A 24,663-nucleotide genomic window follows, 5' to 3' on the forward strand; every position below is an offset into this window, starting at 1 on the left:
GTCGGGGTAAGGGGATTCGAACTCCTGACATCCTGCTCCCAAAGCAGGCGCGCTACCGGACTGCGCTATACCCCGGTTTGAAATTGGCTCCGTGACCAGGACTCGAACCTGGGACCCAATGATTAACAGTCATTTGCTCTACCGACTGAGCTATCACGGAACTACATATTTCAAAGTGTTACTTATTTCAAAGCATTTTTACTGCGGTGTAACCTTCTCTTCGACCTTTCCGTATCGCTACGTTCGTGTCTCTGAGGCGCGCTATTCTACAATCTTAAAAAACCCTGTCAACCCTTTAAATTGCTTTTAAGACAATGATTTGCGCTTGTTTCTGATTTCTTCTTGGGGAGAAGAAACCCGTGGGCTGACGTTGCTGCGGGGCGCACTTTACAAGCCTTTGCCTTACAGTTCAACGCCCTATCGAAAAAAAAGGCCTCGCAAAGCGAGGCCTTCTCTTATTACCCAGCAGTTGGGGCTCAGTGGAAGACGATTTCGTCGTTTTCCACCGTTGCCGTAACGCTGGTCCCTGGCATAAAGCTGCCAGACAGGATCAGCTGGGCCAACGGGTTCTCGATCCAGCGCTGGATCGCCCGTTTCAACGGCCGTGCGCCATACACCGGGTCGTAACCCACCGCGATCAGCTTGTCCAACGCCTCCTGGCTCAGGTCCAGCGACAACTCGCGCTCGGTCAGACGCCCACGCAGACGACCCAGTTGGATCTCGGTGATGCCCGCAATCTGATCCCGTGCCAAAGGCTCAAAGATCACCACTTCATCGACCCGGTTAATGAATTCCGGGCGGAAGTGCGTGGTCAACGCATCCATCACCGCCGCACGCTGGGCTTCACGGTCGCCCACCAGTTCCTGGATCTGCGCCGAGCCCAGGTTGGAGGTCATCACGATCACCGTGTTGCGGAAGTCCACCGTACGCCCGTGGCTGTCGGTCAGGCGGCCATCCTCCAGCACTTGCAAGAGGATGTTGAACACATCCGGGTGCGCCTTCTCGACCTCATCCAGCAGGATCACCGAGTAAGGCTTACGCCGCACGGCTTCGGTCAGGTAACCGCCCTCCTCGTAGCCCACATAGCCTGGTGGAGCGCCAATCAGGCGAGCCACCGAGTGTTTCTCCATGAACTCAGACATGTCGATTCGCACCATGGCCTCTTCAGTATCAAAGAGGAACTCGGCCAACGCCTTGCACAGCTCGGTCTTACCCACGCCGGTCGGGCCGAGGAACATGAACGAGCCGCTCGGACGATTCGGGTCGGACAAACCGGCCCGGGAGCGCCGCACCGCATTGGACACCGCCACCACGGCCTCTTCCTGACCGATGACACGCTGGTGCAACAGGCTTTCCATTTTCAGCAGCTTGTCGCGCTCGCCTTCGAGCATCTTCGACACCGGGATACCGGTCCACTTGGAGACGACTTCGGCAATTTCTTCCTCGGTCACCTTGCTGCGCAGCAACTGGTTCTCGCTTTTGCCGTGCTGGTCGACCATCTGCAGGCTGCGCTCCAGGTCAGGGATCACCCCGTACTGCAATTCGGCCATGCGGTTCAGGTCGCCTTTACGGCGGGCAGCTTCAAGTTCCTGCCGCGACTGCTCGATCTTTTGCTGGATCTGGGCAGAGCCCTGTACTTCGGCTTTTTCCGAGGTCCAGATTTCTTCCAGATCCGAATACTCACGTTCCAGACGGACGATTTCTTCCTGGAGTTTTTCCAGGCGTTTCTTCGCCGCGTCGTCTTCTTCTTTCTTCAGGGCCTGGGACTCAACTTTCAGTTGAATCAGGCGCCGGTCCAGACGGTCGAGCACTTCCGGCTTGGAGTCGATTTCCATGCGGATACGGCTGGCCGCTTCGTCGATCAAGTCGATGGCCTTGTCGGGCAACTGACGGTCGGTGATATAGCGATGGCTCAATTTGGCCGCCGCAATGATCGCGCCGTCGGTGATCGCCACCTTGTGGTGGACCTCATAGCGTTCTTTCAAGCCACGCAGGATGGCGATGGTGTCTTCTTCGCTCGGCTCTTCCACCAGCACTTTCTGGAAACGACGCTCAAGGGCCGCGTCCTTTTCAATGTACTGGCGGTATTCGTTGAGCGTGGTCGCACCCACGCAGTGCAACTCACCCCGCGCCAAGGCAGGCTTGAGCATGTTACCAGCGTCCATCGAGCCTTCGCCTTTACCGGCGCCGACCATGGTGTGCAGCTCGTCGATAAACAGAATGATCTGCCCTTCCTGCTTCGACAGCTCATTGAGCAGGGATTTCAGGCGTTCTTCGAACTCGCCACGGAACTTGGCACCGGCGATCAACGACCCCATGTCCAGGGACAGCAGGCGCTTGCCTTTGAGGCCGTCCGGCACTTCACCGTTGATGATGCGCTGGGCCAGCCCTTCGGCAATCGCGGTTTTACCCACGCCAGGCTCACCGATCAATACCGGGTTGTTCTTGGTACGACGTTGCAGCACTTGGATGGTGCGACGGATTTCATCGTCACGGCCAATCACCGGGTCAAGCTTGCCCTCTTCGGCGCGCTTGGTCAGGTCAACGGTGTATTTATCCAAGGCCTGGCGCGACTCCTCGTGGTTGGGGTCGTTCACCGCATCGCCGCCACGCAGGTTGTTGATGGCGTTTTCCAGTGCTTTCTTGCTCACGCCCTGACCCAGCAACAACTTGCCGAGCTTGCTGTTCTCGTCCATGGCCGCGAGCAGCACCAGTTCACTGGAGATGAACTGGTCACCTTTCTGCTGGGCCAAGCGGTCCGCCTGGTTAAGCAGGCGCGCCAGATCCTGCGACATATTCACGTCGCCGGTAGGATTTTGGATTTTCGGCAGTTGGTCGAGCTCTTTGCTCAACTCCTTGCGCAGGCTGTTGACGTCAAAGCCCACCTGCATCAGCAAGGGTTTGATAGAACCACCTTGCTGCTCCAGAAGCGCCTGCATCAAGTGCGCAGGCTCAATGGCCGGGTGGTCGAGGCCCACCGCCAAGGATTGAGAGTCAGACAGTGCCAACTGCAATTTGCTGGTTAAACGATCAATACGCATTAGTCACCTTCCTTTTGAGCAGGCCGGAGCTATAAAACATCCTGAATGAAGAAACCTGCCAGATACCCCTATAGATGGGGAGGATTCTGCAAGATTCAAGCGAGCGATGGTCGATATGGACCGGGTTTGACCCAGGTCAAGAGAGTCTAGCGTTCAAGCCAGATAAGCGAGGCGAAACGTCCGGTGCGGGGGCTGCGCCGGTAGGAAAAGAAGCGCGGGTCGGTCACCGTGCAGAACCCACCACCATAAACAGCCGTGACACCGCGCGCGGCGAGGCGCAAACGGGCGAGCTTATAGATGTCGGCCATGAACTTGCCGGTGTTGCGGCTGGGCACAAAGGCTTCGGCGGTGGCCGGCAGTTGCTGCATGAAGGCTTCACGCACTTCCGGGCCGACTTCAAAAGCTTGCGGACCAATCGCTGGGCCGAGCCAGACCAATACGTCATCAGGCTGGGCATCGAGGCTTTCGAACGCCGCTTCCAGGACGCCCGCCGCCAGCCCACGCCAACCGGCATGAGCAGCAGCCACACGGGTACCAGCACGGTTGCAGAACAACGCAGGCAGGCAATCGGCGGTCATGGAGGTGCAGGCGATGCCGGGGGTGCTGGTCCAACTGCCATCAGCTTCGGCGGTGCGCGACGGATCGGCCTCAACCACGGTGACTCCGTGGACTTGGCGCAACCAGGCAGGCTGTATGTCGAATACATCGGTCAGACGACGGCGATTTTCAAGGACGGCCTCCAGGCTGTCCTCGACATGATCGCCCAGGTTGAGGCTGTCGAACGGCGCCAGGCTGACGCCGCCCGCACGCGTAGTGACGCAGGCTTTGACCTGGGCCGGTGCGGGCCAGTCAGGTATCAGCCAGTCGCTCACCCGACAAACGCCTCGCGATCCTGCTTGAGCAACGACAACAACCAGACCAGATCGTCCGGCAGAGGCGATTCCCAGCTCATCCGCTTACCGCTCGTCGGATGGTCCAGTTCCAGGAAGCGTGCGTGCAGTGCCTGGCGCGGGAAGGTTTTCAACGATTCAACCATAGTTGCGCTGGCCGCCGGTGGAATACGGAAGCGCCCGCCGTAGGCCGGATCACCGACCAACGGGAAGTTGATATGCGCCATATGGACGCGAATCTGGTGGGTACGCCCGGTCTCCAGCTTGACCCGCACATGGGTGTGGGAGCGGAAACGCTCGAGCACACGGTAGTGGCTCACGGCCTGCTTGCCGCCCTCCATCACCGCCATACGCTGGCGCTGCTGGCCGTGACGACCGATTGGCGCGTTGATCTTGCCTCCCGCCACCACAACGCCGATCACGATGCATTCGTAGATCCGGCTGACGCTGCGGCTCTGCAATTGTGTGACCAACTGCGTCTGAGCCTGAATGGTCTTGGCCACCACCATCAATCCGGTGGTGTCCTTGTCCAGACGGTGCACGATGCCGCAGCGCGGGACGTTGATGATGTCCGGCACATGGTGCAACAGGGCATTGAGCAAGGTGCCATCAGCGTGCCCGGCCGCCGGGTGAACCACCAGGCCTGCGGGTTTGTTGATGACCAGGATGTCGTCGTCTTCATAGACGATATCCAGCTCGATGTCTTGGGCGACCCATTCTCCCTGGGCTTCCTGCTCGGCAGTCAGCTCAAGAATCGCACCACCATGGACTATGTCTCGCGGGCGGATAACCGCTCCATCCACAGTCAGGCGGCCGTCTTTGATCCAGGCGGAAAGGCGCGAGCGCGAGTGCTCAGCGAATAATTGTGCGGCGACTTGATCGAGGCGTTGGCCGCCCAATTCGGACGGCACCTCTGCGCGAAGTTCAATTTTATCGGACATGCTCAGACTAGGCGTGGCGTAGCCTTTGGTTTCGGCTGCGCGCTTGTGGTTAAATACGGCGTCTTTTGCCCCGAGGCTTTCAACGGGGCGCTCATCATAACAGGACGGCCCCGCCCAAGACAGCGGCCGTCATAGGGACGCAAGCCGCCATGCAAGTGAAACACCTGCTGCTGATCGCCATCCTCGCCATGACTGCTGCTTGCTCGTCAACAAAGGACGTCGTCGACGAAAACCTGAGCGAAGTCGAGTTGTACCAACTGGCTCAGAAAGACCTGGACAACAATAGCTACACCAGCGCCACAGCGAAGCTGAAGGCACTGGAGTCGCGCTATCCGTTCGGGCGTTATGCCGACCAGGCCCAGCTCGAACTGATCTACGCCAACTACAAGAACGCCGAGCCGGAAGCCGCCAAGTCCGCCGCCGAGCGTTTCATCCGCCTGCATCCGCAGCACCCGAACGTCGACTACGCCTACTACATGAAGGGCCTGACTTCGTTCGACCAGGACGTCGGCCTGCTGGCGCGCTTCCTGCCGCTGGACATGACCAAGCGTGACCCAGGCGCTGCCCGCGACTCCTACAACGAGTTCGCCCAGCTGACCAGCCGCTACCCCAACAGCCGCTACGCGCCGGACGCCAAGCAGCGCATGATCTACCTGCGCAACCTGCTGGCGTCCTACGAGATCCACGTGGCCCACTACTACCTGACGCGTCAGGCCTACGTAGCAGCCGCCAACCGTGGCCGTTATGTTGTCGAAAACTTCCAGGAAACCCCTTCCGTGGGTGACGGCCTGGCCGTGATGACCGAGGCTTACCAGCGTCTGCACCTGGACGAGCTGGCCAGCACCAGCCTGGAAACCCTCAAGCTCAACTACCCGGACCACCCAAGCCTGAAAGACGGCCAGTTCGTGCCTCAGGTTGCCGAAGCCGACAACCGTTCGTGGCTGAGCAAGTACACCCTGGGCCTGATCGAGTCCCGTCCACCGCTGCCGCCGGGCGAAACCCGCGCCAACCAGGACGTGATCAAGCAGTTCCAGGACGCCAAGGAAGCCATTCCTTCGGAGCTCAAGCCTCACGACGAGAACGGCGACGTAATCGAAGAGGAAGAGCCACAGGCCCAGGGCAACAACCAGGACCGCTCGTGGTTCAGCTACATGACCTTCGGTGTGTTCGACTGATTGCACCCTGCGTCATCAAAAAGGAGCCTTTCGAGGCTCCTTTTTTGTGGGCGGTATTATTGCGCTGTGCGCCTGACACGTCCTTGGCTAAACTGGCGCATTCCTCGTCGAGAAACTGCCCATCATGCTTCGTTTATTGTTCTGGATTGCCGTCATTGCCGCCGCAGTATGGTTCTGGCGCAAATTCAAAAGCCCGGCCGCTAAACAGCAACGCGCCAGTGAACCTGGCGCTGCCCTGATGGTGCGCTGCGCCCACTGCGGCGTGCACTTGCCGCAGGATCGCGCCTTGAGCTCACGCCAGGAGTGGTATTGCACCCAGGCGCACCTGGAGCAAGGGCCGAAGTCTATCCAGCGTTGATCCGACCTTCGGGTGCATAAGGCGCCGGGTCGATGATCGGCGCACGCATCAGCAGCAAATCGGCAAACAACTGGCAGGACGCTGGCGCGAGCACCAGGCCGTTGCGGTAATGCCCGCAGTTGAGCCACAACCCCTTGAAGCCCGGCACCGGGCCGATGTAAGGAATGCCCTCCGGCGAACCGGGGCGCAATCCGGCCCAATGCCCGACGACTTCGGCGTCCGCCAGCGCGGGAATCAACTCCACCGCTGACGCCTTGAGGCTTTCAAGCGCCTTGTCGGTGGGCGTCTTATCGAAACCTTCATGCTCCAGAGTACTGCCGATCAGGATATGCCCGTCACGCCGAGGGATTGCATAACGCCCCTTGGCAAGCACCATGCTTGACAGGAAGTCCGAGGCGCATTTGTACAGAATCATCTGGCCTTTGACTGGCTCCACCGGAAGCGACAAACCCAGGGTGCCAAGCAACTCACCGCTCCAGGCTCCCGCCGCCAGTACTACTTGGTCGCCGAGAACCGGGCCCTGCGCCGTGTTCACACCCACCACGTTACCGGCGTCCACGACAAACCCGGTCACTTCGCACTGCTCATGAAGGGTCACGCCGGGTAACGCCAGCAGCGCTGCCTTGAGGGATTTGACCAAGCGCGGGTTGCGCACATTGGCGACGTTGGCCATATAGATCGCCTGGGAGTACCCGCCACCCAGCACCGGAACGGCGTCATGGGCGGCCGAGATGTCCACTTTACTCAGTGGACGGCCTTCCCGTGCCGCCCAGGCGAGAGCTTCGGCTTCGTCGTCCAGGTCCAGCCAGTACAGCCCTGTGGTGTGCACCTCTGGGTCGACACCCGTCGCAGCAAACAAGTGCTCCGCCAGCTGTGGATAAAAATCCTGTGACCAATGGGCCAGCGCCGTGACCGCCGGGCTATAGCGCCACGGATACAAGGGCGAGACGATGCCACCACCGGCCCAGGATGACTCCTGCCCCAATCCCGCGCGCTCCAGCAGCACAACCGCCTGCCCTTGGGTGGCCAGGTTGAACGCCGTCAACAAGCCGATGACTCCGCCACCGACAATCACCACTTGCTGTTGCTTAGCCATCATTTGATCCAGCCGATAAATAGGAACAAGCGCGCCCGGCGCCCAATCATCCAGAACCCTCATCATTGCCCCCAGCACAGCTTGCGGGACATGTCAGGTGCCGCGCCCGGATTCGTCCGCGCGCCCGTGCCGGTCAGACCGTAGTCGCCGCAAGGGTCACCGGCCATCACCGAATCGACGACCGGCGTGGCCAGCAGCTGAAAATCCTGGGGGTTCAATGCAGCGGTGATTCTATAGCGATCATTGCCCCCACTGACGCTGCTTGCGTCAATAAAAGTGCCGTTCCTCGCATAAAATCGCTCCAGGTAGTGAGCCTGCTCGGTCAATAGCGCGACGATCTCAGCGCGATACACCTTTTTGAGATGGCCGGTATACCCAGGGTAAGCAATCCCGGCCACGACCGCGGTGATCGCCACGGCGATGAGTAGCTCGATCAGGGTAAAGCCTTGGCTGTCCATGCCCATTCCAATTGCTCCTTATGTGCGTCTATTGAAGTTGTCGCCATGCCACTCGCCGAAAACGCGAATTGCCCTCCTGTTCTGTCCGCGCGTAGACGCTCTCCAATACTGTGCGCAATTGGCCGCTTAGCCCGACTGCCGTCACTCGATACACCGCCGCCGGCGTTTGCGGTGGCAGGTGCGCCAGCCCTACAGCCGGCCCCAGGAATTGAATGCCGTACAGACCGCCTGTCAGCGCAACCCAGGTGACGCCCGAACCAGGGTCCACTCCGGGCGCAAGCACCGAAAAGGCCGCCTGCGGTGGCGCACAGGTGACAATCGACCGGCACAAGGGCAGTGTCGAAAATGACTGTTGTATCGCTGACTCTCCGCGCCTCAAGCCACTCTCGGCACTTTGCAGCGACTGATTACGGTGCCAGAGGCTGCCCGTGATCTTTTGCTGAATGACCGCGCCCTGCATCGATGACAAACCGATCAGCGACAACAGCAACAAGAACACCAGGCTGATCAGCAGCACCATGCCGGCCTGGCGGAAACGAATCGCCTTTGTGAGCACCATGGCCGCCCTACCCCACACGGTTACGCAACGCCGCCACGACGCTGTAGGTTTGATCTTTGACCCGGCCGGCAGGGTCTTGCAGGGTCATCAGGATGCGCACACTGCGTATCAGCGACGCGTCGGCCGGCCTGGCGTCGTAGCGCTCCACCTCCATCGAGGTGGGCTTGGCGGCCACGCCAAAACTGAGATCGAACGCCTGCACGTTATCCACCAGTACCGCCTTGGCGGGCGAGGCAGGCGTGCTGACCTTCAATTGGCCCGCTTCGAAGGTGTAGGTCAGTTGACGCAGTGCAAAACGGATCTGTCCGGGGGCAGGCGCGGGGGCGTTTCCGGTATAGGCCTGGGCGGTCCCGGTGCAATCGGACAACACCGTCCAGTCCGGCTTACCATTCCCATCGCCGACATCCGTGGTCACCAGCGTCAGCGATTGTGCATCCCCCCCGACGCTCCAGCTGACCGGCCGATCAAAAGCCGGTGGAGCATTCTCGATAACCCCTGTGGCCAAACAGCCAAACATGCCCGCCTGACGGATATCCTGGAGCATCTTGCCCAGCACAAACCGCGCATCATCCTGCAGTAACAGAGCGGCCTGCTGGCTGGCGTGGGTGGTGTTGGCGTTGATCGCCACCTGGCTGACACCGAGGACCAGCACCAACCCCAAGGCCAGAGCCAGCAGCAACTCCACCAGGCTGAAACCTCGAGCTCGCCGCCTCACTGCGCCACCGCCGGCTCATCGCCTATGCGGCTGGTCAGGGTGAAGGTTTCCCGGGCACCCGGCCTGTTTGTGCCTCGACTGTCGTCCCAGCTGATACTGACGACCACCTCACGCCCACTGACCGACACCGAGCCTTTGGCGCTCTCCCCTGCAAATCCGAGAATATTGGCCTCGAAATCGTGCAGGTCCAGGTCGCGCACGTTGGCGGTAGCGGTATTGGCCAGCGCACGCTCAGCTCGGCCCCACGTGTAATCGGCGGCGGCATTGGCGCGGATTCGGTCGAGCATGTCGTAGGCAATGAAACTGGCCTGGCTGGTCATTCTGGAACTGTCCGTGTATTTGAGCGCATTGAGCTGGATCACCGCCGCGCCCAGCAGGCCGATGGCCAGAATCAGTACCGAGACCAGCACCTCGATCAGCGTCATGCCGGTTTGTTGCCGGGTTAAGGCGTGGGGCAAACAGGTGTTCGTGCAGACAAGCATTACCGTCGTCATCCGTGTCGAGGTCCGAAAAAGAGCAGGTGAAACCTGCTGTGCGGCCCAAGACTAGCGTCGGTTTTTCGCCTGCGCTGCTCCAGGAACAAAGGGAAATACTTTGGACATAAAGGCCATCATTCAACGCGATCGCTTGAGCGCTATACCTAGGGCTGCACCCACATCCACGGAGGGATGACACATGCAGCAACGAGGCTTCACCCTGATCGAACTGCTGCTCGGACTGATCGTGAGTGGCATCCTGGCCAACCTGGCAGTGCCCAACTTCAAGAGCCTGTTGGAATCACAGCAGCGATACAGTGCGGCGCAATCCTTGGCCGGCGGGCTACGCTACGCACGCGCCGAGGCCGTCGCACGCAACCGCCCGGTGGTCATTCACGCATTGGAAGATGATTGGAGCCTGGGTTGGCGGGTAATCGTGGACGTCAGCGGACGCGGCCACTTGGACGAGGACAACCCGGTGCTGCTGGAGCGCCAAGACAGTATGCGGGGTCCGATCGTGGGCAATGGACCGCTCAAGAGCCAGGTTCGCTTCAGCGGCCTGGGCGAGCCGATATTTTCAGGCGGCGGATTCCGTGCCGGCACTGTGCATGTGTGCGCCAGGGAGCAGGCGCAGAGCCTGCATCAGATCGTGCTGGCGCCCAGCGGGCGGATCAGCCTGCGCAGCGACAGTGCCGAGCAGGCGCTGTGCCGGAATCAATCCGGCAGCCGGGCACTCAGAGCAATGAGCGAACCCGCAGTTCCTTGGGCATGGAGAACGTGATGTTCTCCTCGCGACCGGCCAGTTCATCAGCACCCGTCGCCCCCCAGGCGTGCAGTTGCTGGATAACACCGCGCACCAGCACTTCGGGGGCCGAAGCGCCTGCCGTGATGCCGATACGCTCGACCCCATCGAACCAGCTGCGCTGCATGTCTTCAGCGCCGTCGATCAGGTACGCAGGCGTTGCCATGCGCTCAGCCAACTCACGCAGGCGGTTGGAGTTGGAGCTGTTGGGGCTGCCGACAACCAGAACCACATCGCATTCATCGGCCAGTTGCTTGACCGCGTCCTGTCGGTTCTGGGTGGCGTAGCAGATATCGTCCTTGCGCGGCCCGCCGATGGCCGGGAAGCGACTGCGCAGCGCGTCGATCACGCGGCTGGTGTCGTCCATGGACAAGGTGGTCTGGGTCACGAATGCCAGGCGCTCGGGGTTCTGCACCTGCAGGTTGGCGACATCTTTTTCGTCTTCCACCAAGTAAATGGCGCCGCCATTGCTGGCGTCGTACTGGCCCATGGTGCCTTCGACTTCCGGGTGGCCGGCGTGGCCGATCAGGATGCACTCGCGACCGTCACGGCTGTAGCGTGCGACCTCGATATGGACCTTGGTGACCAGTGGGCAGGTGGCATCGAAGACTTTCAGGCCACGGCCTGCCGCTTCGGTACGCACTGCCTGGGACACACCGTGGGCGCTGAAAATGACGATAACGTCATCCGGCACCTGGTCCAGCTCTTCGACAAAGATGGCGCCGCGGGCGCGCAGGTCTTCGACCACGAATTTATTGTGGACGACTTCATGGCGCACATAAATCGGCGGCCCGAAGACTTCCAGAGCGCGGTTGACGATTTCAATCGCCCGGTCCACGCCAGCGCAGAAGCCACGGGGGTTGGCGAGTTTGATTTGCATGCTGTGCCTCGTGTCTTGCAGCCGTTTTGGGTCAGGCGTGACGCTAACCCAACTGACAATGAAGATCAAAGGTGGGAGGGGGCTTACCCCCGATGGCGGTGGGTCAGTCACAGATGCACTGACTGACACTCAGCTATCGAGGGCAAGCCCCCTCCCACATTTTCTGAACTGCGTCGTTGATCAGATCGCTTTAACGTCGATGATTTCAACGTCGAACGTCAAGGTTTTACCGGCCAACGGGTGGTTGAAGTCGATGGTCACTTGCGCGTCATCGAAGGTTTTCACCACACCGGGCAGCTCGGTATTCGCCGCATCGTTGAAGATCACCAGCAGGCCTTCCGACAAGTCCATGTCCTGGAACTGCGAACGCGGGATGATCTGCACGTTTTGCGGGTTGGGCTGGCCAAAGGCGTTTTCCGGCAGGATCTGCAAGGTGCGCTTGTCGCCCGCCTTGAAGCCGAACAGGGCCGCTTCGAAACCCGGCAGCAGGTTGCCATCACCGACCTTGAAGGTCGCCGGGGCTTTGTCGAACGTGCTGTCGACCGTGTCGCCATTCTCAAGGCGCAATGCAAAATGCAAAGTGACTTCCGTGTTCTGGCGGATACGTTGCTCAGCCAATACCTGATCAGTCATTGACGGTCTCTCCGGTTTTCTTGCTTTTGAACATATCCAACGCCAGCATGATTGCACCGACGGTGATGGCGCTGTCGGCAAAGTTGAACGCCGGGAAGTAATGGCGGTTCTGCCAATGCACCAGAATGAAGTCGATCACATGGCCCAAGGCAATGCGGTCGTACAGGTTGCCCAGCGCGCCGCCGAGCACCAGTGCCAGGGCAACGGCCAGCCAAGTGTCATCGCGACCAAGGCGCTTGAGCCATACCACCAGCACCGCACTGACCACCAAGGCAATCACAGCGAACAACCAGCGCTGCCAGCCACCGCCGTCAGCCAAAAAGCTGAAAGCGGCGCCGGTGTTGTAGGCCAGGGTCCAGCTGAAGTAATCCGGGATCACCACGATTTGCTGGAACATCTCCAGGGAACCCTCGAAATGAGCCTTGCTGACCTGGTCGATGACCAGGACCAGCACGCTCAGTACGAGCAGGCCCAAACGTCCGAAACGGCTGGAAGCGTTAGGCATAGTGACGAACCTCACCAGCACCCGAGATGTTGTCGACACAACGACCACAGATTTCCGGATGCTCAGGGTTCACGCCGACATCTTCGCGGCAGTGCCAGCAACGGGCGCACTTAGGGAAGGCCGACTTGACCACTTTGAGCTTGAGGCCCGGCACTTCGGTCGCCACCGCATCCGCCGGGGCCTGGGCAAAGGGTGCCAGGCTCGCGGTGGAGGTGATCAGCACGAAGCGCAGCTCGTTGCTCAGCTTGGCCAGGTCGGCAGTCAGGCCTTCCTCGGCGAACAGGGTGACTTCGGCTTGCAGGTTGCCACCGACGGCCTTGGCCGCACGCTGTACTTCCAGCTCCTTGTTCACCGCGACTTTGACAGCCATCACGCCTTCCCAGTACTCGCGGCCCAGCTCGAAGTCGGCCGGCAGTTCGGTCAGGCCTTCGTACCAGGTGTTGAGCATCACCGACTCGTTACGCTCGCCCGGCAGGTATTCCCACAGTTCGTCGGCGGTGAAGGCCAGGATCGGCGCGATCCAGCGCACCAGCGCTTCGGAGATGTGGTACAGCGCGGTCTGCGCCGAACGGCGCGCCTTGCTGTTGGCGCCGGTGGTGTACTGGCGGTCCTTGATGATGTCGAGGTAGAAGCCACCCAGCTCCTGCACGCAGAAGTTGTGGATCTTCGAGTACACGTTCCAGAAACGGTATTCGCCGTAGTTTTCCTGCAACTCACGCTGCAGCAACAGGGTACGGTCCACGGCCCAACGGTCCAGGGCGAGCATGTCCTCGGCCGGCAGGATGTCGGTGGCCGGGTTGAAACCGGTCAGGTTCGACAGCAGGAAGCGTGCGGTATTACGGATACGACGGTAGGCATCGGCGCTACGAGCCAGGATCTGGTCGGACACGGCGATTTCGCCCGAGTAATCGGTCGAGGCGACCCACAGACGCATGATGTCGGCGCCCAGGGTGTCGTTGATCTTTTTCGGCTCGATCACGTTCTTCAGCGACTTGGACATCTTGCGGCCCGTCTCGTCGACGGTGAAGCCGTGGGTCAGCAGTTCGCGGTACGGCGCGTGGTTGTCGATGGCGCAACCGGTCAGCAGCGACGAGTGGAACCAGCCACGGTGTTGGTCGGAGCCTTCCAGGTACAGGTCGGCACGCGGGCCGGTTTCGTGACCCATCGGGTGCGAGCCGCGCAGCACGTGCCAATGAGTGGTACCCGAGTCGAACCATACGTCGAGGGTGTCGCTGATCTTGTCGTACTGCGGCGCTTCATCGCCCAGCAGCTCGGCAGCGTCCATTTTGAACCAGGCTTCGATGCCTTCCAGTTCAACGCGCTGGGCCACTTCTTCCATCAGCTCAACGGTACGTGGATGCAACTCGCCGCTTTCCTTGTTCAGGAAGAACGGGATCGGCACGCCCCAGTTACGCTGGCGGGAGATGCACCAGTCCGGACGGTTGGCGATCATCGAGTGCAGGCGCGCCTGGCCCCAGGCCGGGACAAACTGGGTGTCTTCGATGGCCTTGAGCGAGCGTACACGCAGGGTGTCGCCACTGGTCGGTTCTTTGTCCATGCCGATAAACCACTGCGCGGTGGCGCGATAGATCAGCGGGGTCTTGTGACGCCAGCAGTGCATGTAGCTGTGCTTGATGGTTTCGGTGTGCAACAGCGAACCGACTTCCGACAACTTGTCGATGATCGAATCATTGGCCTTGAAGATGAATTGGCCACCGAAGAACTCCAGCGACGGTGCGTACACACCATTGCTCTGCACCGGGTTCAGGATGTCATCGTTGACCATGCCGTAGGCTTTGCAGGTCACGAAGTCGTCCACGCCATAAGCTGGCGCGGAGTGAACGATACCGGTGCCGGCGCCCAGTTCAACGTAGTCCGCCAGGTACACCGGCGACAGACGGTCATAGAACGGGTGACGGAAGTTGATCAGTTCCAGCGCGGAGCCGGTGGTGGTCGCAATCACCGAACCTTGCAATTCATAGCGAGCCAGGCAGGCCTCGACCATTTCCTCGGCCAGCACCAGCAGGCGATCACCGACGTCCACCAGGGCGTAGGTGAATTCCGGGTGCACGTTCAGCGCTTGGTTGGCCGGGATGGTCCACGGGGTGGTGGTCCAGATCACGATGGCCGCCGGCTTGCTCAGGCTTGCCAGGCCAAAGGCCTCGGCCAGCTTGGCGTCGTCGGCAACCGGGAAGGCCACGTCAATGGTCGAGGACTTCTTGTCTTCGTACTCGACTTCCGCTTCGGCCAGGGCCGAACCGCAGTCAAAGCACCAGTTCACGGGCTTTAGGCCCTTGAACACAAAACCGCCTTTGACGATTTCGGCCAAGGCACGGATTTCACCGGCCTCGTTCTTGAAGTTCATGGTCTTGTAGGGGTTATCCCACTCGCCCAGCACGCCGAGGCGGATGAATTCAGACTTCTGCCCTTCGATCTGCTCGGTGGCGTAGGCGCGGCACAGCTCGCGGGTTTTATCCGCGCCCAGGTTCTTGCCGTAGGTCACTTCGACTTTGTGTTCGATCGGCAGGCCGTGGCAGTCCCAACCCGGAACATACGGCGCGTCGAAGCCCGACAGGGTCTTCGAGCGCAGGATCATGTCCTTGAGAATCTTGTTCAGCGCATGACCGATGTGAATCGTGCCGTTGGCATAAGGAGGGCCGTCGTGCAGGACGAATTTCGGACGATCCTTGCCAATCTCGCGCAACTTTCCGTACAGGCCAATACTGTCCCAGCGCTGCAGGATCTGCGGTTCGCGCTGTGGCAGGCCGGCCTTCATTGGGAAGGCGGTGTCCGGAAGGTTTAGCGTGGCTTTATAGTCGGTCATTTAAGGCTCTTCGGTTAGCGATGGGCGCTAGGTGCGGCTAGTGCACGGGCGGCGGCGACATCCGCATTGATCGCCGTTTTCAACGCCTCAAGGGAGGCGAAACGCTGCTCTTCACGCAGCTTCTGGTGGAAAACCACCGTCAAACGCCGGTCATACAGATCACCGGCAAAATCCAACAGATGCACTTCCAGGTGGGCCTTGCCATCACCTGCAACCGTGGGCCTGACGCCTATATTGGCGACTCCCGGCCACGATTGGCCGTCGATGTCGACGCTCACCAGGTAAACCCCGGTCAGCGGCACACGGCGGCGCTTGAGTTGCACGTTGGCGGTTGGCGTGCCCAATTGGCGCGCCAGCTTCTGGCCGTGCAGGACCCGTCCGGCAATGCGGAACGGGCGGCCGAGCAACCGCTCGGCCAAGGCGAAGTCGGCAGCGGCCAGGGCGTTACGCACCTGGGTACTGCTCACGCGCAGGCCGTCCAGTTCGACGGTTTGCGCGGCTTCGACGGTAAACCCCTGGTTGACGCCGGCATGCTGCAGGAAATCGAAATCCCCGACGCGGTCGCAACCAAAGCGGAAGTCGTCACCGACCTCCAAATGCTGTACACCCAGGCCATCGACGAGGATGCGGTCGACGAACTCGGCAGCGCTCAGGCTTTGCAAACGCTGGTTAAAAGCCAGGCAGAGAACGCGGTCTACACCCTCTTCAGCCAGCAGTTGCAGCTTGTCTCTGAGACGTGCGAGCCGGGCCGGCGCTGTCTCGGGCGTGAAGTATTCCCGCGGCTGCGGTTCGAAAATCACCACGCAGCTGGGCACGCCCAACTCGACCGCACGCTCGCGCAGCCTGGCCAGGATAGCCTGGTGGCCACGGTGAACACCGTCAAAGTTGCCAATAGTGGCGACGCAGCCCCGATGCTCGGGGCGCAGGTTGTGGAGACCTCGAACCAGCTGCATAACGCGCTTCTTGCTCATAAAGTGGTCGATTATAACCACACCCGGCCTCGGACGACAGGCAACAGCACAGGCCAAATGGATCGAATCGATAAAACAACGGTTTTATCGCGGCAAACTCTCTAGCTCAGTGACTTGCGATTAAAATCGCGCAGGCGGAAGCCTTGCAGCAGCAACATCCCGAAGTACACCACCACACCGGCGACTACCAGCACGCCAAGGCGCAGGAAGCGCTCCAGCATATGGCCTTCGTCCCAGGCGGGCATGAAATGCATCAGGCCAAGCAACACTGCCGACATCGCGCCCACCGCCACCAACAGCTTGAGGGTGAACATCCCCCAGCCTGGCTGAGGCTGGAACATGTGCTGTTTGCGCAGTTGGTAGAACAACAGCCCGGCGTTGATGCACGCACCGGCACTGATGGCCAGGGCCAGGCCGGCGTGGGCCAAAGGACCGATAAACACCAGGTTGAGCAGTTGCGTGACGATCAGCGTGAAAATCGCGATTTTGACCGGCGTACGGATGTTTTGCTGGGCATAGAAGCCGGGGGCCAGCACTTTGATCACGATAATGCCGAGCAGACCGACGGAATAAGCGACCAGCGCGTGCTGCGTCATCAAGGCGTCATGGGCATCGAATTGGCCGTATTGGAACAGCGACACGGTCAACGGCTCGGCCAGGATCCCAAGCGCCAGCGCACACGGCAGCACCAGTACAAAACATAGGCGCAGGCCCCAATCGAGGATGCGTGAGTATTCCTGACGGTCTTTGCTGGCATAGGTGCGCGCCAGGGTCGGCAGCAGGATCGTGCCCAGTGCCACGCCAAGCACGCCGGACGGCAACTCCATCAGGCGGTCGGCGTAGTACATCCATGACACCGAGCCTGACACCAGCAGCGAAGCGAACGCCGTGTTAATGATCAGCGAAATCTGGCTGACCGACACGCCGAGGATCGCCGGCAGCATATTGCGCATGACACGCCACACGCCGGTGTCCTTGAGATTCAGGCGCGGCAGTACAAGCATGCCGATCTTTTTTAGATGTGGCAGTTGGTAGAGCAATTGCGCCAGGCCGCCAGCCAGTACGGCCCAGCCCAGCGCCATTACCGGCGGATCGAAATACGGCGTAAGGAACAGCGCGAAGATGATCATGCTGACGTTCAGCAGCGTCGGCACAAACGCCGGCACCGAGAAACGGTTCCAGGTATTGAGGATCGCCCCGGCCAGGGATGACAAGGAGATCAGCAATATATAAGGAAAGGTCACGCGCAACAGATCAGTGGTCAGTGCGAATTTTTCCGGCGTATTGGCAAAACCGGGGGCCGTGGCCCAGATCACCCAGGGCGCGGCGAGCATGCCGAGGACGGTCACCAGCATCAGCACCAGGGTCAGCAGGCCCGAGACGTAGGCAATAAACGTGCGGGTCGCCTCCTCGCCCTGCTGGGTCTTGTATTCGGCCAGGATCGGCACGAATGCCTGGGAAAACGCGCCTTCGGCGAAGATCCGCCGCAGCAGGTTGGGCAATTTAAATGCAATAAAGAAGGCATCCGTGGCCATGCTGGCGCCAAAAATGCGCGCCAGCAGGGTGTCACGCACAAACCCCAAAACCCGGGAGATCATCGTGATAGAGCTGACGGCAGCCAACGATTTGAGCAGATTCATTGAAAGAGTTTGCGCCTATAGATAAAGAGCAGGCGAACTAAGCGCCTACTTATGCGATACTGCGCGCCTGCAACAGCACAGAGCCAAAGCTCGCGAGTTTACAGGTCAAGCGCCGGAAATAAATCACCCGCCTCTTCAGATCGACCACTCAGCAGTTCGCATCAGCCGCTCTTGACAACCCATCAAGTCATCGGCATGATTCGCGGCCTATTTTGTTTGCTATTTCCTAAAAAGTCTTTCGAGGAGCTCGACGGTGGCCAACACACCTTCCGCCAAAAAACGTGCAAAACAGGCTGAGAAGCGTCGCAGCCACAACGCCAGCCTGCGTTCCATGGTTCGTACCTACATCAAGAATGTAGTTAAAGCCATCGACGCCAAAGACGCTGAAAAAGCCCAAGCTGCTTACGTTCTGGCAGTGCCGGTTATCGACCGTATGGCCGATAAAGGCATCATCCACAAGAACAAGGCCGCTCGCCATAAGAGCCGCCTGAATGGCCACATCAAGGCTCTGAGCGTTCCTGCTGCAGCCTAAGTGGTAACAACTGCCGCGCAGCCCAGGTTGTGCAACAGTTAAGAAATGCCCCGTACCGAAAGGTCCGGGGCATTTTTGTTGTGGGAGGGGGCTTGCCCCCGATGACGGTGGGTCAGTAAAGGATGTACTGACTGACACACTGCAATCGGGGGCAAGCCCCCTCCCACATTTTTTCAAGCGCAAAAAAAACGCCCCGAACCAGTCGGGGCGTTTTTGTTACCTATTGATCAAACCGCGATCAATGGTGATGACCGCCTTCGCCGTGCACGTGGCCGTGAGCCACTTCTTCCTGGGAAGCGTCGCGGATGGCAACGATCTTCACTTGGAAGTTCAGGCGCTGGCCAGCCAGCGGGTGGTTGCCGTCAACGGTCACGTCATCGCCGTCCAGGTCGCGGATGGTGACGATCTGCATTTGGCCGTCCGGCGCGGAGGCGTGGAACTGCATGCCGACTTCCAGCTCGTCAACGCCTTCAAACATGCTGCGGCTCAGGGTGCTGACCAGTTCGGCCGAGTACTCGCCATAGGCATCTTCAGGTTCTACGGCCACAGTCAGCTCATCACCCACTTGTTTGCCTTCCAGCGCCTTCTCCAGGCCTGGGATGATGTTACCTGCGCCTTGCAGGTAGACCAGCGGCGCGCCGCCGGCGGAGCTGTCGATGACCTCACCAGCGTCGTTGGTCAGGGTATAGTCGATGGAGACAGCCTTGTTAGCGGCGATCGTCATGGGGCGAGACCTTTTGCATAAGAATGAAGAACGGACAAGTCTAAACAAGGATTTGCCCGAAAGCGAACAGAACCCGGACGGACGGGACCGATCAACGGCCTCCTTCATCCTCGGATTCCGCCAGGACGCCGACCAGCACTGGGTCGCCGAGCTGTCCTGCGGCCACACCCAGCATCTACGCCACCAGCCACCCTGGCAGGCACGCGCCTGGGTGCTCGACCCCGTGCAACGCCTTGAAAAAATAGGCCAGCCCTTTGCCTGCGGCTGGTGTGCGCAAGCGCGCGAATAACGATAACCTTGGCGCCTGATTCCCGGTAGATGTTCAAACATAGAACCTCACCGAAGCCATGCACCTTCAGAGAATTCGCATGCAAACTTTTTTTATCGCGCCCACCGATTTTGGTGTGGGTCTGACCTCCATCAGCCTTGGGCTGGTGCGCACCCTTGAACGGGCCGGGCTGAAAGTCGGTTTCTTCAAGCCGATTGCCCAGCCGCATCCCGGCGATACCGGCCCTGAGCGTTCCACCGAACTGGTGGCGCGCACCCACGGCCTCAAGCCGCCTCAGCCCCTGGGCCTGGCTCACGTAGAGCGCATGCTCGGCGACGGCCAACTCGACGAACTGCTCGAAGAAATCATCACGCTGTACCAGCAAGCCGCGGTGGGCAAGGACGTGCTAATCGTCGAAGGCATGGTGCCCACGCGCAACGCCAGCTATGCGGCGCGGGTCAACCTGCACCTGGCCAAGAGCCTGGATGCGGAAGTGATCCTGGTGTCCGCCCCGGAAAACGAAGTGCTCACCGAACTGTCCGGCCGCGTGGAATTGCAGGCACAACTGTTCGGCGGCCCAAAGGACCCGAAAGTACTCGGTGTGATTCTTAACAAGGTGCGCACCGAAGAAAGCATGAAAGCCTTCTCGGCACGCCTCAAAGAGCATTCGCCGCTGTTGCGCAGCGGCGACTTCCGCTTGCTCGGCTGCATTCCCTACCAGCCGGAACTCAATGCACCGCGCACCCGCGATGTGGCTGACCTGATGGGCGCCCAGATTCTCAACGCCGGCGACTACGAAACCCGGCGCATGACCAAAATCATCATCTGCGCCCGCACCATGCGTAATACCGTGGAGTTGCTCAAGCCTGGCGTGCTGGTGGTGACGCCCGGCGACCGCGACGACATCATCCTCGCCGTCAGCCTGGCCGCGATCAACGGCGTGCCCCTGGCCGGCTTGCTACTGACCAGCGACACCCTGCCCGACCCGCGCATCATGGATCTGTGTCGCGGCGCGTTCCAGGCCGGGCTGCCGGTGCTGTCGGTGAGCACCGGCTCCTACGACACCGCTAACCAGCTCAACAGCCTCAACAAAGAAATCCCGATTGATGACCGCGAGCGCGCGGAGATCATCACTGACTTCGTCGCCAGCCACCTCGATGCCCGCTGGCTGCACCAACGCTGCGGCACGCCACGGGAAATGCGCCTGTCACCCGCGGTGTTCCGCTACCAGCTGATCCAACGCGCCCAGGCGGCCAACAAACGTATCGTATTGCCCGAAGGCAGCGAGCCGCTGACCGTGCAAGCCGCCGCCATCTGCCAGGCGCGAGGAATTGCCCGTTGCGTGCTGCTGGCCAAGCCTGCGGACGTGGAAGCGGTCGCCCGCGCCCAGGGTATCGAACTGCCCGAAGGCCTGGAGATCCTCGACCCGGACCTGATTCGCCAGCGTTACGTCGAGCCGATGGTCGCCTTGCGCAAGAGCAAGAGCCTCAACGCGCCGATGGCCGAGCAGCAATTGGAAGACACCGTGGTGATCGCCACCATGATGCTCGCACTGGACGAAGTGGATGGCCTGGTCTCCGGCGTCATTCACTCCACCGCCAACACCATCCGCCCTGCCCTGCAGTTGATCAAGACCGCTCCCGGCTGCACGCTGGTATCGTCGGTGTTCTTCATGCTGTTCCCCGAGCAGGTGCTGGTGTACGGCGATTGCGTGATGAACCCACACCCGAGCGCCGCCGAACTGGCGGAAATCGCCCTGCAAAGCGCCGACTCGGCGGCCGCGTTCGGCATCACTCCGCGCGTGGCAATGATCAGCTACTCCAGCGGCGATTCGGCCAGCGGTGAGGAAGTGGAAAAAGTCCGTGAAGCCACCCTGCTCGCCCACGAACAACAAAGCTCGCTGCTGATCGACGGCCCGCTGCAATACGACGCCGCCGCCAACGAGACGGTCGCCCGGCAACTGGCGCCCAACAGCCTGGTGGCGGGCAAGGCCACGGTGTTTGTGTTCCCCGACCTGAACACTGGCAACACCACCCACAAGGCCGTGCAGCGCAGCGCCGATTGCGTGAGCCTGGGGCCAATGCTCCAGGGCCTACGCAAACCGGTCAACGACCTGCCGCGTGGCGCCCAGGTGGATGACATCGTGTACACCATCGCACTGACTGCGATCCAAGCCGCCAACCGACCTATGGATATCTAAATGCTGGATTTTCTACCTGCCGCCGTGCGCGGGGTGATTGCTTCGCTGTTGCTGGCGCTGAATACGATCCTGCTCTGTTCGTTCCTGTTTATCGTGGCGCTGTTCAAGGCGCTGCCGTTCGCCAAGCGCTTCAGCGAATGGCTGATGAACCACACCCATGAGGCGTGGGTGACCAACAACAAGGGCTGGATGAACCTGGTACGCCGCACCCGCTGGCACCTGACCGGGCTTGAAGGACTGGACTATCAGCACTCGTACCTGGTGACCAGCAACCACCAGAGCTGGGTCGACATCATGGTGCTGCAATACGTGCTGAACCGCCGGATTCGCCCGTTGAAGTTTTTCCTCAAGCAGGAGCTGATCTGGGTGCCGGTGATTGGCCTGGCGTGGTGGGCGCTGGGCTTCCCTTTTATGAAGCGCTACACCAAGGCTTACCTGGAAAAGCACCCGGAGAAGAAAGGCAAAGACCTGGAAACTACCCGCAAGACCTGTGCGAAGTTTCGCGACAACCCTGTGGGTATCTTCAACTTTGCTGAAGGCACCCGGTTTACACCGGGCAAACACGCCCAGCAGAATTCGCCGTTTCGCTACCTGCTCAAGCCTAAGGCTGGCGGTATCGCGTTTGTGCTGGATGCCATGGGTGAGCAATTGAAGTCACTGGTGAACGTGACCATCCACTACCCGGCCGGGCGCCCAGGGTATTGGGATTTGCTGTGTGGCAATGTGAAGGACGTGGTGGTGCAGTTCGAAGAGGTGCAGATTCCGGCCGAGTTTATCGGCAAGAATTATGAGCAGGATGGGGAGTATCGGTTGGCGTTCCAGGGGTGGATCAACAAGCTATGGGAAGACAAGGATCACTTGCTGGAGAAACTGCACACAGAATTCCCAGGCAAACGATGATCACCCTGTGGGAGGGGGCTTGCTCCCGATGGCGGCGTGTCAGCCAGTACAGCTGTTACTGATACACCGCTATCGGGAGCAAGCCCCCTCCCACACTTGACCGAGCCCGATCTCCAGCATGTAAAAAGCCCGCCACCGATCACTCGGTGGCGGGCTTTTTTGTGGCCGCGAGGTTTAGATCGCGCCGCGCTGACGCAACAGCTCCAGCACTTGCTTGACACTCTCTTCCAACGACAGGGCCTGGGTGTCGATCACCAGGTCGGCATTCAACGGCACGTCGTACGGGAAGGATTCGCCAGGGATGTTATCCCCACCAGCGGCGTACAAGCCTTGCGGGTCACGCTCGGCGCACACCAGCGGCGATGCTTGCACGTAGACCGTCAGCAGACGGTCGCCGCCGATCAGCGCCTTGGCCTGTTCACGACCTTCGGCATCCGGTGCCACAAACGCAGCCAGGGTCAGCAGGCCCGCTTCGTTGAACTGGCGCGCCACGTGAGCGGCACGACGCCAGTTCTCGGTACGCCCGGCACGGTCCTGCGGCAAGCCCTTGTTCAGGTCATGACGCAGGTTCTGGCCATCCAGCACGAACACCGCGCGGCCCATGTCGAACAGCTTACGCTCGACCGCGTAGGCCAAGGTGCTCTTGCCCGCGCCGGACAGGCCGCTGAACAACACGGTGGCCGGTTGCTGACCGAAGCGCAGGGCGCGCTCTTCGGTGGCCACGTGGGCCAACTTGCCGTGCTGCGCCGAGCTGCCGTGAGTGACCGGCGGCGCGATGATCATGCCCGCAGCCACAGTGCCATTAGTCAGACGGTCGATGACAATGAACGCGCCCGTGGTGCGGTTACTGTCATAGCCGTCCAGGGCGATGGCCGCGTCGAGGCTGACCTTGACCCGGCCGATCTCGTTCAACTGCAGCGAACTCGCCGGACCTTCGGCCAGGGTGTTCACATCCACACGGTGCACGATGCTGGTGATGGAACCCGGCACGTAGCTGGTGGCGCGTTTGATGTCGTATTTCTTGCCCGGCAGCATCGGTTCTTCGGCCATCCACACCAGCATGGCGTCGAAGGCGTCGGTCACTTGCGGCACATTGTCGGCATGCACCAGCAGGTCGCCACGGGAGATGTCGATCTCGTCTTCCATGGTCAGGGTCACGGCCTGGCCGGGGCCTGCGTGCTCCAACTCACCTTCAAAGGTGACGATGGATTTGACGCGGCTGCTCTTGCCCGACGGCAGCACCACGACTTCGTCGCCCTTATGCACGATGCCGCTGGCCAGGGTGCCGGCAAAACCACGGAAGTTCAGGTTCGGACGGTTGACGTACTGCACAGGGAAACGCAGATCGGTGTAGTTGCGGTCGTTGGCGATCTCGACGGTTTCCAGGATCTCCATCAGCGACTGCCCGGTGTACCAGGGCGAACGCTCGCTCTTGTTCACCACGTTGTCGCCCTTGAGCGCCGACATCGGCACGAACGCCAGGGTGCTCGGCTTGAAGGCGATACCGTCGGCGAACTTCAGGTAATCGGCCTTGATCTGCTCGAATACGCTTTGGTCGAAGCCATTGATGTCCATCTTGTTGACGGCCACCACGATGTGTTTGATGCCCAGCAACGAGGCGATAAAGCTGTGGCGACGGGTCTGGGTCTGCACGCCGTAGCGGGCGTCGATCAGGATGATCGCCAGGTCACAGGTGGAAGCACCGGTGGCCATGTTGCGGGTGTACTGCTCATGGCCGGGGGTGTCGGCGATGATGAATTTGCGCTTCGCGGTGGAGAAGTAGCGGTAGGCGACATCAATGGTGATGCCTTGCTCACGCTCGGCCTGAAGCCCGTCGACCAGCAAGGCCAGGTCGATATCATCACCGGTGGTACCGGATTTTTTCGAATCGCGGGTGATGGCTTCCAGGTGATCTTCGTAGATCATCTTGGAGTCGTGCAGCAGGCGCCCGATCAGGGTGCTCTTGCCGTCGTCGACGTTGCCACAGGTCAGGAAGCGCAACATTTCCTTGCGCTCGTGCTGGCCCAGATAGGCGAGGATGTCCTCGCTGATCAAATCAGATTGATGCGACATGA

The 24,663-nt window shown here is 60.5% G+C and carries 23 protein-coding genes and 2 tRNA genes; 7 read left to right on the forward strand and 18 right to left on the reverse strand.

Going from position 1 to position 24,663, the window contains the following annotated elements; all coding sequences use genetic code 11:
• Position 1: 1 nt before the first annotated feature.
• The 5 genes from AC3ZU9_RS15495 to rluD all read right to left on the reverse strand — a co-directional run bounded on the left by AC3ZU9_RS15495 (position 2) and on the right by rluD (position 4,872).
• A tRNA-Pro gene (locus tag AC3ZU9_RS15495) sits at positions 2-75 on the reverse strand.
• Between the two features lie 9 nt (positions 76-84).
• Positions 85-160: transfer RNA gene (locus AC3ZU9_RS15500), tRNA-Asn, on the reverse strand.
• A 316-nt stretch (positions 161-476) separates the two neighbouring features.
• Positions 477-3,041 carry an ATP-dependent chaperone ClpB gene (clpB, locus tag AC3ZU9_RS15505; protein ID WP_012722152.1) on the reverse strand — a complete coding sequence of 855 codons (2,565 nt, stop codon included), beginning with the start codon at positions 3,039-3,041 and terminating at the stop codon, positions 477-479.
• A gap of 146 nt (positions 3,042-3,187) precedes the next feature.
• Complete coding sequence (gene pgeF, locus AC3ZU9_RS15510; RefSeq protein WP_122810037.1) at positions 3,188-3,913, reverse strand: peptidoglycan editing factor PgeF; 726 nt, start codon at positions 3,911-3,913, stop codon at positions 3,188-3,190.
• Positions 3,910-4,872 carry a 23S rRNA pseudouridine(1911/1915/1917) synthase RluD gene (gene rluD / locus AC3ZU9_RS15515; protein ID WP_010565584.1) on the reverse strand — a complete coding sequence of 321 codons (963 nt, stop codon included), beginning with the start codon at positions 4,870-4,872 and terminating at the stop codon, positions 3,910-3,912. The genes pgeF and rluD overlap by 4 nt, the downstream gene beginning before the upstream one ends.
• Before the next feature lie 149 nt (positions 4,873-5,021).
• Between rluD and AC3ZU9_RS15520 the strand changes: the two genes are divergently transcribed.
• On the forward strand, positions 5,022-6,047 hold the full coding sequence (locus AC3ZU9_RS15520; RefSeq protein ID WP_012722150.1) for an outer membrane protein assembly factor BamD: 1,026 nt from the start codon (positions 5,022-5,024) through the stop codon (positions 6,045-6,047).
• Positions 6,048-6,171: 124 nt separating this feature from the next.
• A complete protein-coding gene (locus AC3ZU9_RS15525) occupies positions 6,172-6,405 on the forward strand; it encodes a PP0621 family protein (protein WP_046034087.1) in 234 nt (77 codons plus the stop codon).
• Here the strand turns inward: AC3ZU9_RS15525 and thiO are convergent.
• The 5 genes from thiO to pilV form a co-directional block, all read right to left on the reverse strand.
• Positions 6,392-7,501: a glycine oxidase ThiO gene (thiO, locus tag AC3ZU9_RS15530; RefSeq protein ID WP_046034089.1), complete on the reverse strand. Its 1,110-nt coding sequence runs from the start codon at positions 7,499-7,501 to the stop codon at positions 6,392-6,394. The two genes, AC3ZU9_RS15525 and thiO, sit on opposite strands and share 14 nt — an antisense overlap.
• 62 nt (positions 7,502-7,563) lie before the next feature.
• Positions 7,564-7,965 carry a type IV pilin protein gene (locus tag AC3ZU9_RS15535; protein WP_012722147.1) on the reverse strand — a complete coding sequence of 134 codons (402 nt, stop codon included), beginning with the start codon at positions 7,963-7,965 and terminating at the stop codon, positions 7,564-7,566.
• Positions 7,966-7,987: 22 nt separating this feature from the next.
• Positions 7,988-8,518 carry a pilus assembly PilX family protein gene (locus AC3ZU9_RS15540; RefSeq protein WP_102061824.1) on the reverse strand — a complete coding sequence of 177 codons (531 nt, stop codon included), beginning with the start codon at positions 8,516-8,518 and terminating at the stop codon, positions 7,988-7,990.
• A 7-nt stretch (positions 8,519-8,525) separates the two neighbouring features.
• Positions 8,526-9,233: a prepilin-type N-terminal cleavage/methylation domain-containing protein gene (locus AC3ZU9_RS15545; RefSeq protein WP_490090958.1), complete on the reverse strand. Its 708-nt coding sequence runs from the start codon at positions 9,231-9,233 to the stop codon at positions 8,526-8,528.
• Complete coding sequence (gene pilV, locus AC3ZU9_RS15550) at positions 9,230-9,715, reverse strand: type IV pilus modification protein PilV (RefSeq protein WP_043204762.1); 486 nt, start codon at positions 9,713-9,715, stop codon at positions 9,230-9,232. The genes AC3ZU9_RS15545 and pilV overlap by 4 nt, the downstream gene beginning before the upstream one ends.
• Positions 9,716-9,908: 193 nt before the next feature.
• Here pilV and AC3ZU9_RS15555 point away from each other — a divergent pair, with 193 nt between their 5' ends.
• The gene (locus AC3ZU9_RS15555) at positions 9,909-10,490 is read left to right on the forward strand and encodes a GspH/FimT family pseudopilin (RefSeq protein ID WP_490090959.1); all 582 of its coding nucleotides are present in this window, start codon (positions 9,909-9,911) and stop codon (positions 10,488-10,490) included.
• Here the strand turns inward: AC3ZU9_RS15555 and ispH are convergent.
• From ispH to murJ, 6 genes are all read right to left on the reverse strand, one after another.
• Positions 10,444-11,391, reverse strand: coding sequence for a 4-hydroxy-3-methylbut-2-enyl diphosphate reductase (gene ispH / locus AC3ZU9_RS15560; protein WP_012722142.1), 948 nt, complete (start codon positions 11,389-11,391; stop codon positions 10,444-10,446). The two genes, AC3ZU9_RS15555 and ispH, sit on opposite strands and share 47 nt — an antisense overlap.
• Before the next feature lie 180 nt (positions 11,392-11,571).
• Complete coding sequence (gene fkpB, locus AC3ZU9_RS15565) at positions 11,572-12,009, reverse strand: FKBP-type peptidyl-prolyl cis-trans isomerase (protein WP_490090977.1); 438 nt, start codon at positions 12,007-12,009, stop codon at positions 11,572-11,574.
• A gap of 7 nt (positions 12,010-12,016) precedes the next feature.
• Complete coding sequence (gene lspA / locus AC3ZU9_RS15570) at positions 12,017-12,529, reverse strand: signal peptidase II (protein ID WP_012722140.1); 513 nt, start codon at positions 12,527-12,529, stop codon at positions 12,017-12,019.
• Positions 12,522-15,353 (reverse strand): isoleucine--tRNA ligase, encoded by a 2,832-nt coding sequence (gene ileS / locus AC3ZU9_RS15575; RefSeq protein WP_231810385.1) that lies wholly within the window; start codon positions 15,351-15,353, stop codon positions 12,522-12,524. Before ileS ends, lspA begins: the two co-directional genes overlap by 8 nt.
• A 14-nt stretch (positions 15,354-15,367) precedes the next feature.
• Positions 15,368-16,306 (reverse strand): bifunctional riboflavin kinase/FAD synthetase, encoded by a 939-nt coding sequence (gene ribF, locus AC3ZU9_RS15580; protein WP_010213269.1) that lies wholly within the window; start codon positions 16,304-16,306, stop codon positions 15,368-15,370.
• Between the two features lie 119 nt (positions 16,307-16,425).
• A complete protein-coding gene (gene murJ, locus AC3ZU9_RS15585) occupies positions 16,426-17,964 on the reverse strand; it encodes a murein biosynthesis integral membrane protein MurJ (protein WP_102061561.1) in 1,539 nt (512 codons plus the stop codon).
• A gap of 253 nt (positions 17,965-18,217) precedes the next feature.
• Here murJ and rpsT point away from each other — a divergent pair, with 253 nt between their 5' ends.
• Positions 18,218-18,496 (forward strand): 30S ribosomal protein S20, encoded by a 279-nt coding sequence (gene rpsT, locus AC3ZU9_RS15590; RefSeq protein WP_490090960.1) that lies wholly within the window; start codon positions 18,218-18,220, stop codon positions 18,494-18,496.
• 238 nt (positions 18,497-18,734) lie between these two features.
• Here rpsT and AC3ZU9_RS15595 read toward each other — a convergent pair whose 3' ends face one another.
• Positions 18,735-19,220 (reverse strand): FKBP-type peptidyl-prolyl cis-trans isomerase, encoded by a 486-nt coding sequence (locus AC3ZU9_RS15595; RefSeq protein ID WP_012722137.1) that lies wholly within the window; start codon positions 19,218-19,220, stop codon positions 18,735-18,737.
• On the opposite strand from AC3ZU9_RS15595, the gene AC3ZU9_RS15600 reads away from it, so the two are divergent.
• The 3 genes from AC3ZU9_RS15600 (at position 19,219) to yihG (ending at position 22,588) form a co-directional block, all read left to right on the forward strand.
• Entirely contained in the window at positions 19,219-19,509 is a 291-nt protein-coding gene (locus AC3ZU9_RS15600) for a DUF3565 domain-containing protein (protein WP_012722136.1), read from the forward strand. The two genes, AC3ZU9_RS15595 and AC3ZU9_RS15600, sit on opposite strands and share 2 nt — an antisense overlap.
• A gap of 79 nt (positions 19,510-19,588) precedes the next feature.
• Complete coding sequence (gene pta, locus AC3ZU9_RS15605; RefSeq protein ID WP_490090961.1) at positions 19,589-21,688, forward strand: phosphate acetyltransferase; 2,100 nt, start codon at positions 19,589-19,591, stop codon at positions 21,686-21,688.
• Positions 21,689-22,588: a 1-acylglycerol-3-phosphate O-acyltransferase, YihG family gene (gene yihG / locus AC3ZU9_RS15610; protein ID WP_093542251.1), complete on the forward strand. Its 900-nt coding sequence runs from the start codon at positions 21,689-21,691 to the stop codon at positions 22,586-22,588. It begins immediately after the preceding gene.
• Between the two features lie 174 nt (positions 22,589-22,762).
• Here yihG and cysN read toward each other — a convergent pair whose 3' ends face one another.
• A complete protein-coding gene (cysN, locus tag AC3ZU9_RS15615; protein ID WP_012722133.1) occupies positions 22,763-24,661 on the reverse strand; it encodes a sulfate adenylyltransferase subunit CysN in 1,899 nt (632 codons plus the stop codon).
• Between the last annotated feature and the right edge of the window lie 2 nt (positions 24,662-24,663).

This window comes from Pseudomonas sp. A39, assembly GCF_058145955.1.